Source organism: Shewanella hanedai (genome assembly GCF_007197645.1).
In the GTDB taxonomy this organism is placed as follows: Bacteria; Pseudomonadota; Gammaproteobacteria; order Enterobacterales; family Shewanellaceae; genus Shewanella; species Shewanella hanedai.
The window spans coordinates 101,911-116,299 of record NZ_VKGK01000018.1 but is presented as its reverse complement, the minus strand read 5'-3'; the positions used below and the strand labels follow the sequence as shown (position 1 = coordinate 116,299).

The window sequence follows — 14,389 nt, the reverse complement described above, 5'->3', positions numbered from 1 at the left end:
CCTTACATGGATTCACATATGTTCATCATACTGACTCCCTAGCACTTACCCGACTTGTGGTTATCAGGAAGAACGTCCTCTCACGATTCTGTTCCCGTCCAATGGACTTCGTTACATTGTCTGGCTCGCTACTTTATTCAGAGCCATAGGGTCACCTGGTGATACAGATGGTTCACTCAACGCGGTGAACAGCGCTTCATACGACTTCACGTCGCACGGGCAGAAATCATTTAGAACCTCATAAGATTTTTACTACGCCTTACCAAGATAAGCCGCAACAATATCTACCACCTGATTATATTCAAACGGTGCAAGACCTAGAAACTCTCTAGCGACGATTTCTTGATTAGGCATCATGCTCTGTGGGCTTGTAGTGCCACCTAACTGCTGCATAGCGGCGTATTCTTCATTGCTGCCCAGTGCAAGTTGATTGCGCCCTAATTGATAATGCAGGCTGTCAGCTAACGTACCAGATTCACTTAAGATACGGTCGGTACGCTGCTTACGTTCAAGAGTTGTGCTACTGAGTTCGGCCCAGGGGGAGCCATCGGGGGCTTGTTGATCGATAAAGCGTTGTTGAGTGGACTCAAGCAAGTACTCACCAATATCACCGAGTGCGGGTGTTAAGTTACCACTTTGCTTTAGTAGGTTATTAAGGGCTTTGGTGATCGCTGTTCGCCCCTTAGCTTCGACCTTGATATGAGTACCGGCCATTACTCTGGCTTTCCTGTGACAGGCTTTCCATCCGCAGCGGTTATCTCCTCAAGCGGTGTGATGGCATGAAGGCTTTCCCATACTTCACCAAACAACTCCAGTTCGCGATCTTTAGCTTGCTGCTGCAATGTATCGATTTGCAGCTGCTTTTCTATGTAGCTTAGTGCGATATCGTTAACTATCTCCAAGGCTGCATCAACTAAAGGCGTCGGTTGTCCTTGCTGTGGATCTGCATCAGCTCTGGCGAGCATTGCTGCTAAAGTCCTATCCATTACTCACTCCATTAGCGATAGCTTGTTCAATTAGTTTATCAAAGTAGTTGGCAATATCTGCATTAAATTCTGCCAAGGCATTACGATTTAATACCCAAGCGGCAAAGTGTTCCGCATGCCATTCGGCTGAATTAGTACCGCCATAACGCGTTAAACCTTGTATTTGGGGCGCAGCTCCACCACCCGCCTTGTAATGTACTTGGTGGCCAAGTTCGTGTAACCAGGTCACCAACGCACCGCTGTGGTCTCTACTCTCACCGTAAGTTCTAACGATATGTGACATTGAAAACTCAGGCTTTCCGCGCTTGTAGAATTCATGGGCCAAGGCAACCAGTTGGCGTACTTCATTGATATCCACTTTAGTTAACTTAGTGCTGCTAGCCACTTTTACAACAACATGCTCAAAACGCTTTGAAGTAAATCCTCGGGTCTTTTTATACCCTCTTATGGCATAGAGGTACCTGGTACTGAACTCACTCGGTTTAAGATAACCGAGTACTGCTTGCTCAATATCTTTTGCCCCTTTGTTGTAGAGGCCCATTTCAGCCTGCTTAACAAAAACACTTCTAATATCGTGGCGTTTAAGGAACTCACCTAGTTTAGCGACTTGCGGGGCTGAGCTGGTTTTTGAAATAGCACTGAGCACTTGATTAAGACCATCGACATTGACCCCATTAACCGTGCTAAAGGCTGTCGGTACCAAGCGTTCTGGTGCTTGGTAAACCGGAGACTTTTGTGTAGCGAGTTGTTGTTGCTTAACCTGATTAGTCGAGCGCTTAGGGATGTAATCAAAGCCTGGATCAATACCCTTTGGGATTTGATGTACTTCACCCGTGGCCTTGTCTTCCCAGTCTCTCATTCCATCATTAGGCCGAGACGTAATCGATAGCCCTCTCCTCTCCAACTCTAATTGACCTATTCCATAGATACGGCACTTACAACCCCATCCATTCGAAGCAAAATGCGTTTGCCACCACGGATCACTCTTTGGCAAAATAGTGTCGTGCCACTTAAGATGCAGCTCGCGAGGATAGCGGCTATCACCATGGGCATAGCGCCAATACTCGAACTGCTGCAGCTGTTCATATCGTCCGGCATTATAGCTTTGACGCATGTTGGTATCGAAGATCACCTTCGAACGCCAGCTAGCCTTGCCTGTATGCGCCCAGCCATGTTTGTCGACGATAGTATTAAACTCTTTTTTAAACCAAGTAAGCGACTTTCCATCGGCTATGGCACCATCAACCGCACGCCTAAAGTCATTAAGCAGATCATCCTTCATCGCCCCTGCAACGCTAAAGCCCGAGTTATGACCATGACGCCACAAATCAGTCCAAGACTCTGTAGGCACATTGAGCTTGTTGCGAAAGAAGCTGATTTGCTCATTAAAGGGCAAAGAGCCGTAGCGGACATTTGAAGGCATTAGTTGCCCTCATTCACATCATGTTGGCCCGCTAAATCCGCAGCGACTATTGCTAGCTGGAGCACTTCAGTGGCTTCATCGATACTCAGATTTAACTCGCTCAAACTCTGTTGAAGATCTTCTAAAGAATTTGCACCTTCAACGAGTTGACGCACCTCATCGGTGAAACCTTCGAGAATGGGCGACATGTCCGCCTGTAGCGTTGCAGACATCAAATCAAGGGGATCGACTTCTTGTTGAGATTTAAGCGTCACTATCCGCTTAATGGCCATCCGTTTAAGCTTGGCCTGTTGCGCATCAGGTACTAATTCAGTGCTAACAGGCTTAGCCGTAGCCTGCTTGGCCAGTATCACTTCATTTTTCTGGGCTATTGGGATCTGTAATTTGTCCTGGGCCCACTGTTGAGGAATAGCAAAACCTATCTCCACCAACTTAGGCAGAGACTCCGCATACCCTTTGAGGTCTTCGGCTTCAACCACATTAAACACTAAGCGAGGACTTCGATTAGGCGTGCGATAACTTTTACCGTTAAGCGTGTACATCGGCAGCACTAAGTCACGGGTTAAGGTGTTACCTATCTGCTTAAGATCTGAATCTCGCAATTCTTGGCGCACTTCGTTATGCACATTGCCTAATGCATTGGTTGAACTTTTACCGTCGGCTTGGCTGGTTAATGTACCGCCCAAAATGGCCTTAGAGATGGTTTTTTCCATTAAAGAGATCATGTACTCAAACGGATCTTTATTGCCCTTGGCAGCTTCTTTAAAATCAATTTCCATGCCCTTGGGGATTATCCCCCCTGCATTGTGGCCAATGCTCATGACCGCTCGCAGCAGCGTCGCTTTCTCGCTTTTATCCGCACCAGTCGGGTATTTACCCAGGCGCAGCGGCAAACCGTAGATCTCCAGAAACTCGGCTAAATCACGCACGCCGTAGTTTTTAAACAAGAATGGCCAGGCAAGCACTCGCGCTAATCCGTTACGCCCCACATAACCCGACTTGGTTTTATGCACATGGCTTATCCAACCAAAGCGCTGCAAAGCTGCGCCATTGAGCGTGTTATCACGTAGACGCAATTCGTTACGGTCGACAGCCTCAATATCATTCGCATTAGTTTGACCCGTCATAAACCAACTGGGGTCTTTAAAGTTAAAGGCTTTGGGTAGCCAAAGCTGACTGTGTTGCTGCCAGACTATTTCGCTATTTGAAAAGCCTTTTAAGATAGCGTCACTCATATCAAAAATGAGATCGTCTAAGATCTGCATATCCTCAAGCTGCTCAGCTAACATTTCAGCATCTTTAGTCTCGGCGGCACTGGCATTACGAGGTGGCATTATCTGCCATTCGACATCCAATAAGGCACGGCGGCGCTTTTGTAGCTCAGAGAAGATATGGCCGTCTTTCTCCTCCATATCTTCTGCCAGCTCACACTGCGCAATGAGATCGCCTTGTTCGGCCTGAACTAATATTCGAGCAAGCTTAGCCGGTGTTAACCCTCTGCTCGGGTGCTGGGCATAATGACTATGCAAGTGACCCAACTTGGCATTATCTGTTTGCGGCTTGGCTAACGCCTTTGAGCTGTTTTGTTTTATCGTGAAACGAGTGCCGTTCTTATCGGTATGAGTATCGCTTTTAAGCGTGTTATCTGTATGAGTCGCCATGGTTAATAAGTTCCTCGATCAAAGCTGTAGTCGTCATCGGTGTCATCGTCTTCATCAGCACTGCCTTTGCCTGGAATAGCGGTAAACTCAATGACGCCGCCATCCATCCAACTGGCACGTACTGCCATCGCTAACCCCACCGCAAAGTCACCGTGGCGCTGTTGGCCTGTAGTCGCGCTCTTATCAGAGCCTTTATCAATCTTGGGTGTCCCGTTAGTGACTTTGATTTTGGCCATGTCATCGAGGATGTCTTGATGACGGGGAATACTGAGATTCAGATCTTCAAATTCAGCCTTAAGCTTGGGCATCCACTCGCGGTACCAGGCTTCACTTATCATTACTTGCTCGACCATCTCGGTGCCATAACGGAACATCGCCGCCTCAGCTAAGTAGCCACCGTTACCTGTTGCATCGAAAGACATCCCCTGCAGGCGTGGCAAGTTGTCACAGATATAAAACAAGATCTCCCTTTGAGCGTCGTAGGTCAGCTTTGCCAGCTCTACCACGAATGGGGTGCGTTTACTCAAATCAGGCTTGATTGTTAACGGTACAAATACTGACAAATCACCACGACGGGCAAAATCCTCACCAAAAGAATGATTCCAAAACGGGTTTAGCTTATCCAAGTGAGGCTTAATCTGTTCACACCACTCCTTAACCTGAATATGTCGATGAGCCTCCGACCAGGTCTCAAAGTCTTTAGGTGCGTTTAAGGTGATAATAGGAATAGAGTTATCTTTGACCATCGCCTCTTCGATAAGCACTCGTTTGATGTAGGTACCACCACCCTGCTTAGGCACGCAACCATACTCCTCAAGCGCATCTTCTTCACAAGCCGTGGCTCTAAGCAGTCCAGCTTTCCATTCATCCTCTAACGTCTGACTCCATTCAAGCTTACGGATTTGGCAAATCCGCTGATATAGGCCCTCAGCACAGGCATCGTCGAGGGTAATGCGGTGTACGCTGTAATCTTTTTTACCCGCCCTTGAATCATTAATCAGCTCATTAAACTGGTTATCGGTGCCGTTATGGGTACTGATAAGGCGAACCTTTGCGCCCCACATCGTCAAGGCCAATGCAGCCTTGAGCACTTCACCTAAACGGTCGTGAAATGCAGCTTCATCGATGGTGACGTTACCCTGCATACCACGTAAGTTGCTGGGGTTAGAGCTGAGCGCTTGGATTTTAAAACCGGAATCAAAATAGATAGCAAAAGTGAGAATGTCTTTGTCTTCGTTTTCATCACGAAATATCTCTTCCTTGATTTCTCCTGCAGCCTTGTTGAATGCTTTGGCCCACATGGCAGCGGCATCGATAAATTCTCGGGCCATCTCCTTATTCGAGCCTACATAGAAATGATTGGTACCACCTGCACTGCGAGCAGCTGCAGCAGTTAATACACCATCAGCGGCCTCTGCCCAGGTTAAACCGGTACGACGAGATTTTTCAGCAATCTTCAGTTGTGACTCATCGGCTATCCAACGCTTCTGATAAGCCAGTAACACTTCCGTTGAATCAAACTGTGCCATTTCGGCTTGGATAGTCTGGGCAACTTGTGACACTTTGGGGTGAGTTTCAATCTGCGCAGAGCTCACTAAGCTATCCCCAAGATTTCTTGCTTGAGTAGGCTAACCGCTTCCTTAGTTAATCCCGCTGATTTGGCAACCTTTTCGGCAGTGTTCGCCGCTTCTTCGGCAAAGGCCTTACGGATCTCTTTTTCTCGCTTATGGCTGGCCATAGCAGCAGATTCGAGACGCTGCACCGCGAGCATGGCATCTTTTATCATGCCGACATCTGCCGTTTCACCGTCTTCGTTTAATAGGGCTTTAAACAACTGTGAACGGGCCATTTCTAAAATAAGTTTGGTCACTTCCCCCGTGGGCTTATCGCCAAGTTCGGCTGTCCATACTTTGGTGATTTCACGCATTTCACGTAATGACTTACCTACCGCTTCCATCTTAGTGGCGTAACGATTTAAGCCAGCACGGGAGAGTTGCAGTTCTTCGGATAAACCTGCGGTTTTAATCAGAACGTTAATTTCGTCGAGCAGTTCAGTTTGAGTAATAGAGCCATCGCGCAAGCCACTGTCGAGTTTCTTGCGGATATCATCGGGCAACAAATCAACCTTGGAACGACGCCCACGAGTGGGGAGTTCTGGTTTAGATGCCGCAGGCTTCTTGTCGCTCATGGCTAATCCCCTGCCCGTGGTCGCTTTATGCCAGGCACAACTGCACGGCCAACAGAAACATCCTCACCCCTAGCGGTCAGTACAGCCTTTTGAGTTCCGCCGACTTTACTCAGGGTGAGCATTCCTTGTTCCGCCAACCAGGCCAGCTGAGTTAGCAAACCATCTCGGCTAATATCAAGGCCATAGGCATTGAGTCCATCTTGTAAGATGGACTCATTTAAATCGAAGCCTGGAACCTCACCCAGTAGGCGTAAAATAACCAGACGTTGATGTTCTGACATGATCTCTTTCAGTGCCATTAGTCGTTCCTTAATTCGTTTTCCAGTAGAAGATCGGTTTTACGCTCAAGGCGATTAATGCCTTCTTGAGTGGCATTGATAGTTTCACTCAGGCCACTTAACGTTTTATCCAAACGGTGTACCTCTTCTTTGGTTGGTAGATGCCTAATGTCAGCTTTTACCTGAGTGATTTCTTGATCCATGTGGGTCAGCTTAACGATTAATAATTCATGTTCTTTGCGGGTAGCAAAGCGCTGATTAAACCAAGCAAGTAAGCCTACAAAAGCTAAGTAAGACAAAGCAGATAACCATTTAAAGTTATTGTTGATAAAGTCAATTATTTCAGCCATGACGGTGTCCATATCGAGTGCGCTGGCGATGCTCTTCATCTTGCTCACAACTGATGCAGCGCAGTGAGCTCGAACGCTCAGGCTCTACGGCTTCTAAACAGTCAACACAAATGCCATTGCCTTGCTGTAGTGGTTTGCGGGCATGCTCAATACAGCTTTCTCGTTCGCGCATTTCAAGGTCCCTTGCCCATTCATCCGCTTTCATTTAGCTACCTGCTTTATCACGCTTAAACAGCTTATTTAGCCCACTCGATATCCCCATAAGAGCGCTAGAGCCCTGACGCCACTTACCCATTTCACGCAGACCCATATAGGCCAATAGTGGTGATATCAGCAACATCGACATATCAAACGAGGCTCCATTGCCATAATCAAATGCGGCAGCACCATCGAGGCCAATAACATAGACACCAGTGATATAGCCTGATATCCGCGCCATATACGGGCGAGTGTTGCTGACATAGGCGTTACTGCTGTTGTCACCATTTTGAATGGTCTGTTGAGTTTGCTGATGCAGCGTGGTCTCTTTGTTTGCTGCAATACGTGCAAGCTCAACTTCACACTCAGTGGCCAGTGACTTTAATTGTGCTAAACCTTGTGGTGATAAAGCGGAAAGCGCCTGATTGAGGGCTTGCTCAGGGTTGGGTTTCCCACTGGCGAAACTCACCAGGTTGGCCACTTTATTTGCGGTTTCCTGTTCCTCATCACCAAAAACACTGCCAATCGTTCGAATCAAATCTGGCCCTGTTTTTAAGAAGGTTGAGACAATGGCTGTCAGCGCTAAAGGGTTCATGCTTTATCCTCGATGCCAGAAATATTAAATGATGTTTGATAAGTCATATCGCCACCTTAAACGCCGTATCTAAACCATCCCGAAGACGGTTAAACCAACCTTCAATGAATGTCACCTGACTTGGTTTTTTGATTTGAATACGGTTATAAAGTCTTGCTCTGCGTAGGCAATAGCGCGCACTTAACCACAATGGATTTGCATTAAAAACGGCATGACGAGTCACAGGCCCGACTAGGCCATCGGCTTTAATGCCAACACACTCTTGAAGTAAACGAATCGCAGTAATTTGCCCATGCTGTACCGCCCCATCGAATACCAGTAAGGCAACCGGTGCGGGCCATTCTCGGCAATAAGTTGCTCGCCAGTAATCACGGTGATACAGAAACTGTGCACGCTCTTGGGTTAAGTTGAGAATGTCTTCTTTGGGGTACGCCTTTGAACTAATACCAAAATGGGTTTTACCGCCTAAATCTTTAGCATTTCGGTAATAACCACCCTCTTTGCTAAACACAAAGTTAACCGCACAAAGAAAGGCTTGGCTGTAAGCTGAGTGATAGGGTTGTCGAGTAGAGATGGAGCCCATAAAAAAACCGAGATAAGGAACGTAGGTTCATTATCTCGGTTTAGGATGTTTGGAAGGATTGGAAAGGTTTCGGGATTAAAATTTATAGCTTAAATAATTCACTTCACATACACAAGTTCAAAAAAGTAACATACTCTGCTTAGAAAGATAAATTTAGGAGACCAACGGTTTGCATTACGATTAAGCCTAGAAATATTAATGGTTGTACAGCAGTGGATGATAAGCTTAATTCTTGGGGTTACCTGATTATAAAGTAACTCTTCTAAGAGAAAAATTAATGTCTCCGTATCGAACAATAGCTTCTACTTTCGCTTTCATAGCATCATAAAATAGAACCTGCCCATTCAATACCATGGCTAAGTCATCCCCAGTTATCAATATAATTCTAGGCGCATCTCCTGAGAATTTTTGAATAGCATTTTCATCAAACCCATTAGCAGCCAAAAAAACACCTCTTGTGCTCTGAGCCTTACCTTTGATTTTACCGTCAAATATAGACAAATCCTTTTGTTTTATCGCACCTTTCTCCCACTTGCATTCAACTAAATAGTCAAACTTTTCAAATTTGAAGTGACCATCTATTTGTTCCCCATCTAAAGTTTTGTAAGATGGCGAATAATCAAGCTCATTGAACAGCAATAAATCACAAAACAATTTTTCTAGCTTGTAACCTCTCTCATGTGGCGTGACTTCATTCCCTGTAACTAGAGAGATAAATAACGAATTTAATTCTTCCAGTTTTTTCTTCTTTGACTTAGTTTCATCAATAGACGATTTATAGTTGCTACGCGACTGTTGCCTCTTTCTATTTTCAATTTCATCCTCAATTGGATCACTCCCAATGAGGGCTTTGAACTCAGAAAGTAATTGCTTTGCTTTCTTTTCATCTAGAGCATCGCGATCAACTGCATTTCCCAATTTAAAGAAATTGGAAATAATATTATTAATAACCGCGGTTTGGTTTGTATCTTCTAAATGATCAAGTACATTCCTCATCACATCATACTTATTGAATGATTCTCTGGGATATCTATTCTTTAACTCTTTAGGTACTCCACTACTATCCAAAAAACTATAAAAACTGTTCCAATACCAAAAACAGGCACCAGACAGAGAAACCATAGCCTCTTTGAGTGCAAAATTTATTCTTTTAGCCAATTTAACATCCCTCACCACTAACTATAAAAATGTAAACACCTCATTAATCAGAAAGTTCTACCCATACTATTGTCTGTTTTTGAGAGACTGGTAAATGAATTCCATGACCATACTTGTAGTCTTCAGTCCATGTCCTGAGCTCTACAGAATCACTTTCAAATACTGTAAACTTAACGGAGTCCTTAGCAAAAATGTTGTCTTCCTTATCCTTAACTAATATTTCAGCTACATATTCACCCTCAGTCCATTGAAAGTTGCCATCAAAAAAGCTGCAAAGATTTTGATATACATCGTCATCTATTTCATGCCTTTCACCTATCCCAAGGGGAGTTTCTCTGTGCTTATCAGTAATTGTATCCCTAATATTTGCATAAAGGCCCTTATACTCTTTTTGCTTTGTTCTATCCCATGGCTCGCTAAAACCAATGGTATGTGCCCATGTTTGATTTGGACCAATTTCTAAAGGAGTAAACATTGTGAAGTTATAGTCATGTGGGTTCAATGCATAACCACGCCCCTTAAGTAAAAATGGGGCAGAATTCTTACGGATTATCCTCATATCAATAGAGTGTATTCCTATGCTTGATCCACCAATATTCTTTAAAATAACAAATAGGTTAACATTCGGGCTACCAATAGAATGGCTGATACCTAAAGTCCCATATTTTTCTATGGTAAGACTCCCTTTCTTCAACAATAATTTTAATGGCGGTAGCTGAGATAATATTAACGCGACAAAAGCAGTCGCTGCAGACCAAAACTGCCAATTTAAATACAATGGAACATCTTTCATATACTGCCTATCTTAATGATGGTTTCTTCAATCACAATACAAAAAAGTACCGCGCAGCTAACTTAACCCTGCAAGGTACCACCACTAAGTAATTGTTGTAAATGGTAATTCATTAATGCTGTGATTTTCACCACAAAATATAGTACATAAGCTTTAATATCAAAATTTTGACTTAAGGCTCTTTTAATATGACGAGTCCAATACTGAAGAATTCACAAATATGATAGGAACTTTTTATTCGAACGTTTTCATACTAGAACAATCTTCTCTGCTTCCTCGCCACAAATGCCGCCCTTTGTTCAGCGATTATCTGACTCACGCGGCGTTCTGTCAGGTCGTAGTTCCGTGATAGTTGCTCTAGATTATTCCCTTTGAACTCGCGCCAAATCCGAATATCTCGCAGCGCATCTTTAAGCCGTTCACCATTGGGAATATAGATATCACGGCCACCGAGATACGTGCTCAAGGTTGTGGCTAACGCTTCGCTGATATGCACTGAGTTGCTAACGGCCTGCCTATCGAGGGTAACGCGCATGAGTTCACATAAGCTTTGCAGTGTTGATGGCCAGCGCTTGGTGAAGTCCTCACGCTCATCCGGTTTGAGGTTTTTCAAGGTTTCAAGCGCCTCCTCAAGCTCTCGGTGGCTCGCTTGAATTAATTCCAGTTGGTCATCATTAGTATGATTATTCATCTGTGGCCCCTCCGTAGGCTCCGTTTAAATACAAATCAACCACTTGGTTATAACCAAGCAGCCGATAACTTAACGTTGAAGTGTGAGCGCCGCTTCTTTGCCCTATACGTTCAAGTAATTCACGGCGATGCCAGTTCTTGAGACTCTCTAACACCTTTACTGCTTGTGACTCATTCAACCAACTGACGCTATCAACTTTCTGTGCTCTAGCTGTCATGCGACGGGCATAGTTATCTAACGCGGTTTCACTGTTATCTTGAACAATGTTGTGATTGCCCATGTTTATCCACACCGCACGAATCTTATCAATTTGAGCCACTTTCGCTTGTCCCGACTTAGGGCTTAAACGTTTATCTGAATTCACGGTTTTATTGGCGTTTACTCTTGATTTAGCGTGAGTGGGTTTAAACCCTTTTTGTTTAAACGCTTCTAATGCTTGTTCAAGCTCACTCAAATTCATCGCACGTAACGAGTCTTTAGTTGTGGCAGTTTTGAGCATGAGCCGATAGATATCCTCATCAAGTTGTAGCTGTGATTTGGCGATATTGATTAAGGTCGTTAAACGCTTTTTATGGGCTATGGCATTCGTGTGCATACTCGTATTCCTTATCACGCTTTTAGCGTGTCTATTAGGTCATTAGCTAGGCCTTATACTCTGTTTTAAAACCAAACAGAGTTGGGCCGCTTTAGAGCTAAAGAGAACTGATATCCATTGAGACTTGGATGTATTTGCCCGTGGGCAAACGTTCATACAAACGGAGGTATTCACTCGTTCCTGTGATTTGAATAGCATCAGCAATCGCGTCCATGGCTTGTTGCCACTTAGCATCATCGATATCAAGCTGGCGCAGGCTCAACACTTGATTGACGTTAATACGACCTTGCTGGTCGACTCGAAAGGCATGTTCCACCATGGCCATGAGCCGAGTATCTGCCCCACCCGACCAGGAATGAATACACTCATCAATGAGCGCCTTAGCGGTTTGAATGCGCTCATCAAACACACGGTGTTCACCCACGGCGCGGCGTATTTGGTATTGCCCATCGAAACTTGTCAGCGAAACATTGCCTTTACTGCCGCCAAATTTGACGCCGTATTCACTCGCAGACAAGTCGACAAAATCAATAATCTGTCCCATGGTAGCGAGCTTAAAATCCAACATCGCTTGGCGCAGGGCTTTGGCTTTGATGACAATATCGATAACGACATCATCACGGATTTTATCAATCGGCTTTATCTGCACGTCAGGGACTAAATGCCCTAAAGCATTTTTTCTAAAACCCGCGGGAATAGTATCTATGTCTGAATTAGTCATCTATTTGTCCTCGTTCCAGCGTACCGTGACGCCATGAAATTGCACCGCACTACAGCGACGGCGAATACCTTTAATGTTTTCGATAATGTCCACTGCCATCCGCTTAAAGTCAGCGGTGGGTTGGTCGATTTGGATCACTTTTTGATGCTGGCTTATCACCTTCATGCCACGCAGCCTTAAAGCACTAATCGCATCAAACTTGGGGTTAGGATGTTTCATCTGATTCACTCCTTGGGTACTGTGAAGTTTCAAGTAAACGGTTGTAGCGATGCCCTAAAGCAATCAACTCTTGTCTAAGCAATTCACACAATTGTTTATAACCGCCGTTATCGGACACCGATTGACGCTCAAGTCGGCTATACGTCCCCTCTGCACGATATTGTTTGATAGCAGTATCGAGCTGGGTCACTTGGATACGCTTAAACTGTGTTTTAACCTTTAGTGAAGAGTGTTCGCAGCCACTTCGGCAAGCACGATATAGACGCAAACGCACAGGGTTACTCGTTGATTTATTACTTTGATGTCTATCACATAGATGCATAGGAATAAGCCCAACAATGGGGCATTCAACCATGCGATGCATATATGCCCCTTCGACCAATCTTTTCATGCGTTCAAGATCGCCAAGATACTTTTGATTTATCAGTAAACTCACGACGGCTTTACTGATCCCTAGCTTTTTTGCGACACCTTCTTGCCCATGGGCTGAGGCTTGCTCTGCTAAAATAGCGACCCAATTACTCATGGCCTTTCTCCTTAAATTTGTAGAAGGTATTAGTGTTTTGATCCCACATACCATCCTTGCGCTCTGTGGGGTGTAACCGTCCTGAATCTCGCACTAAAAGATAATTGAGGCTTGTCCCTCTTGGGCTACCTTTGATGCTATTTAAAGGTCGGATATAACCAGCCTTTGAAAGGCAGCCTAAATATCGCGTCACCAGTGAGGGGGCTACGGTGCTCGTTGCTAATATCAATCCTTTATTAAAACGACGATTAATACGTATTGAGTTCCAGATTTGTTGCACTAGGGTGTTACGTTTAATTTGCTGCGGAGCCCTCATGGTTTGAGGTTTTCCTGTCCCTAAAATGACGTCATCTAGATTAATGAGCACTCGATACAAATTGCCTTTATTTCCCACTTGTATTTTTATCAATTCAATCGCGGCTTGCTTTTGTAGACGCTTTGTCAGCTCGGTGATTAAATTGGTTTTAACACCAAGCGCTAACGCAATTTCACGACGCGTAAACTGCTGTTTATCGCACATCAATTGCCACGCTTGGTTCGTGATAACATTTTGCTTAGACTGTTCACTCATAATGCCCCCCCGTGATGATTTATTAGCGCACGGCTGGCTTAACTATCGACGGCTATGATTTAGAAATAGTTGGCCATCTCCCCATAATGTTTTGTCGACAAAATCAAGTTCATTTGAGATAGCAAACCGTTCTATTTTTTCTAAAGCAATAAGGATCCGGCGCACTTCCCCACCGCTACGAACACGGATAAAATCCAACAGATCTTCTCCTACACTAATATCTCGTTCGAGCAACTCAGTGGCGAACATGGATACGTCTTCGTTATCAGCTGGCATAAACTCAACCCACTCACTAATGCGATTAAAAAGCTGCTTACGATGGCTAATTCGACGCGCGATCTCCTCCATGCCAATCAGCACGACGGGTAACTCAGTGGCATCGTATAAGTCACGAATAGTTTCCATTGTTTTCGCTTGCCCAATGATGTGATCAGCTTCATCGACAAAAAGCGCTATCTGTTGTTCGTTCATTGCGTTAGTAATAAAATCAACAGATTTACACAGTGGGTACATAGGCTCACTTCCAAGCTCTTTAATGATCCGCGCTAAAAATGAGCTTGGAGTGTCAGTGGCGTAACAGCGGATATAAACGGGTAAATTTCCCATGCTAGTGAGCTGATTAAACATGTAAGCAACGGTGGTCGTTTTACCGAATCCGCTAGCACCATGAATAAGCCCAATACCTGGCGTTATTTCACTGCGGCTTTGCAGATTGGCGAACATATCTTGAGTGCGGAGTACATTTTTTACTTCTACTGTCTTATGTTTCATAATGACCTTCCTTTGGTTATCTGATTTAGCTTTTAGTTAAACCAGATTAGCTATTGCTTAAATCTCTTTTAAGGTGGATTTA

General features: G+C 44.6%; 20 protein-coding genes. All 20 read right to left on the bottom strand.

All coding sequences use genetic code 11. The features are described 5' to 3' along the window. Positions 1–252: 252 nt before the first annotated feature. On the bottom strand, positions 253–714 hold the full coding sequence (locus FN961_RS15265) for a phage virion morphogenesis protein (protein WP_144041038.1): 462 nt from the start codon (positions 712–714) through the stop codon (positions 253–255). Continuing rightward, positions 714–986, bottom strand: coding sequence for a hypothetical protein (locus FN961_RS15260; protein ID WP_144041037.1), 273 nt, complete (start codon positions 984–986; stop codon positions 714–716). Before FN961_RS15260 ends, FN961_RS15265 begins: the two co-directional genes overlap by 1 nt. Then, positions 979–2,409, bottom strand: a complete 1,431-nt coding sequence (locus FN961_RS15255; RefSeq protein ID WP_144041036.1) for a phage minor head protein — start codon at positions 2,407–2,409, stop codon at positions 979–981. Before FN961_RS15255 ends, FN961_RS15260 begins: the two co-directional genes overlap by 8 nt. Next, on the bottom strand, positions 2,409–4,070 hold the full coding sequence (locus tag FN961_RS15250; RefSeq protein WP_144041035.1) for a DUF935 domain-containing protein: 1,662 nt from the start codon (positions 4,068–4,070) through the stop codon (positions 2,409–2,411). The genes FN961_RS15255 and FN961_RS15250 overlap by 1 nt, the downstream gene beginning before the upstream one ends. 2 nt (positions 4,071–4,072) lie before the next feature. Next, complete coding sequence (locus FN961_RS15245; RefSeq protein ID WP_144041048.1) at positions 4,073–5,599, bottom strand: terminase large subunit domain-containing protein; 1,527 nt, start codon at positions 5,597–5,599, stop codon at positions 4,073–4,075. 65 nt (positions 5,600–5,664) lie between these two features. After that, complete coding sequence (locus FN961_RS15240) at positions 5,665–6,258, bottom strand: DUF3486 family protein (protein ID WP_144041034.1); 594 nt, start codon at positions 6,256–6,258, stop codon at positions 5,665–5,667. Positions 6,259–6,260: 2 nt separating this feature from the next. Further along, a complete protein-coding gene (locus tag FN961_RS15235) occupies positions 6,261–6,557 on the bottom strand; it encodes a VpaChn25_0724 family phage protein (RefSeq protein WP_144041033.1) in 297 nt (98 codons plus the stop codon). Further along, positions 6,557–6,886 carry a DUF2730 family protein gene (locus FN961_RS15230; protein WP_185972800.1) on the bottom strand — a complete coding sequence of 110 codons (330 nt, stop codon included), beginning with the start codon at positions 6,884–6,886 and terminating at the stop codon, positions 6,557–6,559. Before FN961_RS15230 ends, FN961_RS15235 begins: the two co-directional genes overlap by 1 nt. Then, positions 6,879–7,091 (bottom strand): hypothetical protein, encoded by a 213-nt coding sequence (locus tag FN961_RS15225; RefSeq protein WP_144041031.1) that lies wholly within the window; start codon positions 7,089–7,091, stop codon positions 6,879–6,881. The genes FN961_RS15230 and FN961_RS15225 overlap by 8 nt, the downstream gene beginning before the upstream one ends. Then, positions 7,092–7,679 carry a hypothetical protein gene (locus FN961_RS15220; RefSeq protein ID WP_144041030.1) on the bottom strand — a complete coding sequence of 196 codons (588 nt, stop codon included), beginning with the start codon at positions 7,677–7,679 and terminating at the stop codon, positions 7,092–7,094. It lies immediately after the preceding gene. A 43-nt stretch (positions 7,680–7,722) separates the two neighbouring features. Beyond that, on the bottom strand, positions 7,723–8,262 hold the full coding sequence (locus tag FN961_RS15215) for a glycoside hydrolase family 108 protein (RefSeq protein ID WP_144041029.1): 540 nt from the start codon (positions 8,260–8,262) through the stop codon (positions 7,723–7,725). A 246-nt stretch (positions 8,263–8,508) separates the two neighbouring features. Continuing rightward, on the bottom strand, positions 8,509–9,420 hold the full coding sequence (locus FN961_RS15210; RefSeq protein WP_144041028.1) for a restriction endonuclease: 912 nt from the start codon (positions 9,418–9,420) through the stop codon (positions 8,509–8,511). Between the two features lie 43 nt (positions 9,421–9,463). Next, on the bottom strand, positions 9,464–10,213 hold the full coding sequence (locus FN961_RS15205; protein ID WP_144041027.1) for a hypothetical protein: 750 nt from the start codon (positions 10,211–10,213) through the stop codon (positions 9,464–9,466). A gap of 253 nt (positions 10,214–10,466) precedes the next feature. Next, a complete protein-coding gene (locus FN961_RS15200) occupies positions 10,467–10,904 on the bottom strand; it encodes a Mor transcription activator family protein (protein ID WP_144041026.1) in 438 nt (145 codons plus the stop codon). Then, positions 10,897–11,499: a gp16 family protein gene (locus FN961_RS15195; protein WP_144041025.1), complete on the bottom strand. Its 603-nt coding sequence runs from the start codon at positions 11,497–11,499 to the stop codon at positions 10,897–10,899. Before FN961_RS15195 ends, FN961_RS15200 begins: the two co-directional genes overlap by 8 nt. Positions 11,500–11,596: 97 nt before the next feature. After that, on the bottom strand, positions 11,597–12,220 hold the full coding sequence (locus FN961_RS15190) for a DUF3164 family protein (protein WP_144041024.1): 624 nt from the start codon (positions 12,218–12,220) through the stop codon (positions 11,597–11,599). Further along, positions 12,221–12,439 carry a hypothetical protein gene (locus FN961_RS15185; RefSeq protein ID WP_144041023.1) on the bottom strand — a complete coding sequence of 73 codons (219 nt, stop codon included), beginning with the start codon at positions 12,437–12,439 and terminating at the stop codon, positions 12,221–12,223. Further along, positions 12,426–12,965, bottom strand: coding sequence for a transcriptional regulator (locus FN961_RS15180; protein ID WP_144041022.1), 540 nt, complete (start codon positions 12,963–12,965; stop codon positions 12,426–12,428). The genes FN961_RS15185 and FN961_RS15180 overlap by 14 nt, the downstream gene beginning before the upstream one ends. After that, complete coding sequence (locus FN961_RS15175; RefSeq protein ID WP_144041021.1) at positions 12,958–13,536, bottom strand: hypothetical protein; 579 nt, start codon at positions 13,534–13,536, stop codon at positions 12,958–12,960. Before FN961_RS15175 ends, FN961_RS15180 begins: the two co-directional genes overlap by 8 nt. A gap of 42 nt (positions 13,537–13,578) precedes the next feature. Then, entirely contained in the window at positions 13,579–14,307 is a 729-nt protein-coding gene (locus tag FN961_RS15170) for an AAA family ATPase (RefSeq protein WP_144041020.1), read from the bottom strand. Between the last annotated feature and the right edge of the window lie 82 nt (positions 14,308–14,389).

Coding starts and splice junctions, on each gene's coding strand:
- FN961_RS15265 (WP_144041038.1), bottom strand. CDS start 714: ATGGCCGGTACTCATATCAAGGTCGAAGCTAAGGGGCGAACAGCGATC.
- FN961_RS15260 (WP_144041037.1), bottom strand. CDS start 986: ATGGATAGGACTTTAGCAGCAATGCTCGCCAGAGCTGATGCAGATCCA.
- FN961_RS15255 (WP_144041036.1), bottom strand. CDS start 2,409: ATGCCTTCAAATGTCCGCTACGGCTCTTTGCCCTTTAATGAGCAAATC.
- FN961_RS15250 (WP_144041035.1), bottom strand. CDS start 4,070: ATGGCGACTCATACAGATAACACGCTTAAAAGCGATACTCATACCGAT.
- FN961_RS15245 (WP_144041048.1), bottom strand. CDS start 5,599: ATGGCACAGTTTGATTCAACGGAAGTGTTACTGGCTTATCAGAAGCGT.
- FN961_RS15240 (WP_144041034.1), bottom strand. CDS start 6,258: ATGAGCGACAAGAAGCCTGCGGCATCTAAACCAGAACTCCCCACTCGT.
- FN961_RS15235 (WP_144041033.1), bottom strand. CDS start 6,557: ATGGCACTGAAAGAGATCATGTCAGAACATCAACGTCTGGTTATTTTA.
- FN961_RS15230 (WP_185972800.1), bottom strand. CDS start 6,886: ATGGCTGAAATAATTGACTTTATCAACAATAACTTTAAATGGTTATCT.
- FN961_RS15225 (WP_144041031.1), bottom strand. CDS start 7,091: ATGAAAGCGGATGAATGGGCAAGGGACCTTGAAATGCGCGAACGAGAA.
- FN961_RS15220 (WP_144041030.1), bottom strand. CDS start 7,679: ATGAACCCTTTAGCGCTGACAGCCATTGTCTCAACCTTCTTAAAAACA.
- FN961_RS15215 (WP_144041029.1), bottom strand. CDS start 8,262: ATGGGCTCCATCTCTACTCGACAACCCTATCACTCAGCTTACAGCCAA.
- FN961_RS15205 (WP_144041027.1), bottom strand. CDS start 10,213: ATGAAAGATGTTCCATTGTATTTAAATTGGCAGTTTTGGTCTGCAGCG.
- FN961_RS15200 (WP_144041026.1), bottom strand. CDS start 10,904: ATGAATAATCATACTAATGATGACCAACTGGAATTAATTCAAGCGAGC.
- FN961_RS15195 (WP_144041025.1), bottom strand. CDS start 11,499: ATGCACACGAATGCCATAGCCCATAAAAAGCGTTTAACGACCTTAATC.
- FN961_RS15190 (WP_144041024.1), bottom strand. CDS start 12,220: ATGACTAATTCAGACATAGATACTATTCCCGCGGGTTTTAGAAAAAAT.
- FN961_RS15185 (WP_144041023.1), bottom strand. CDS start 12,439: ATGAAACATCCTAACCCCAAGTTTGATGCGATTAGTGCTTTAAGGCTG.
- FN961_RS15180 (WP_144041022.1), bottom strand. CDS start 12,965: ATGAGTAATTGGGTCGCTATTTTAGCAGAGCAAGCCTCAGCCCATGGG.
- FN961_RS15175 (WP_144041021.1), bottom strand. CDS start 13,536: ATGAGTGAACAGTCTAAGCAAAATGTTATCACGAACCAAGCGTGGCAA.
- FN961_RS15170 (WP_144041020.1), bottom strand. CDS start 14,307: ATGAAACATAAGACAGTAGAAGTAAAAAATGTACTCCGCACTCAAGAT.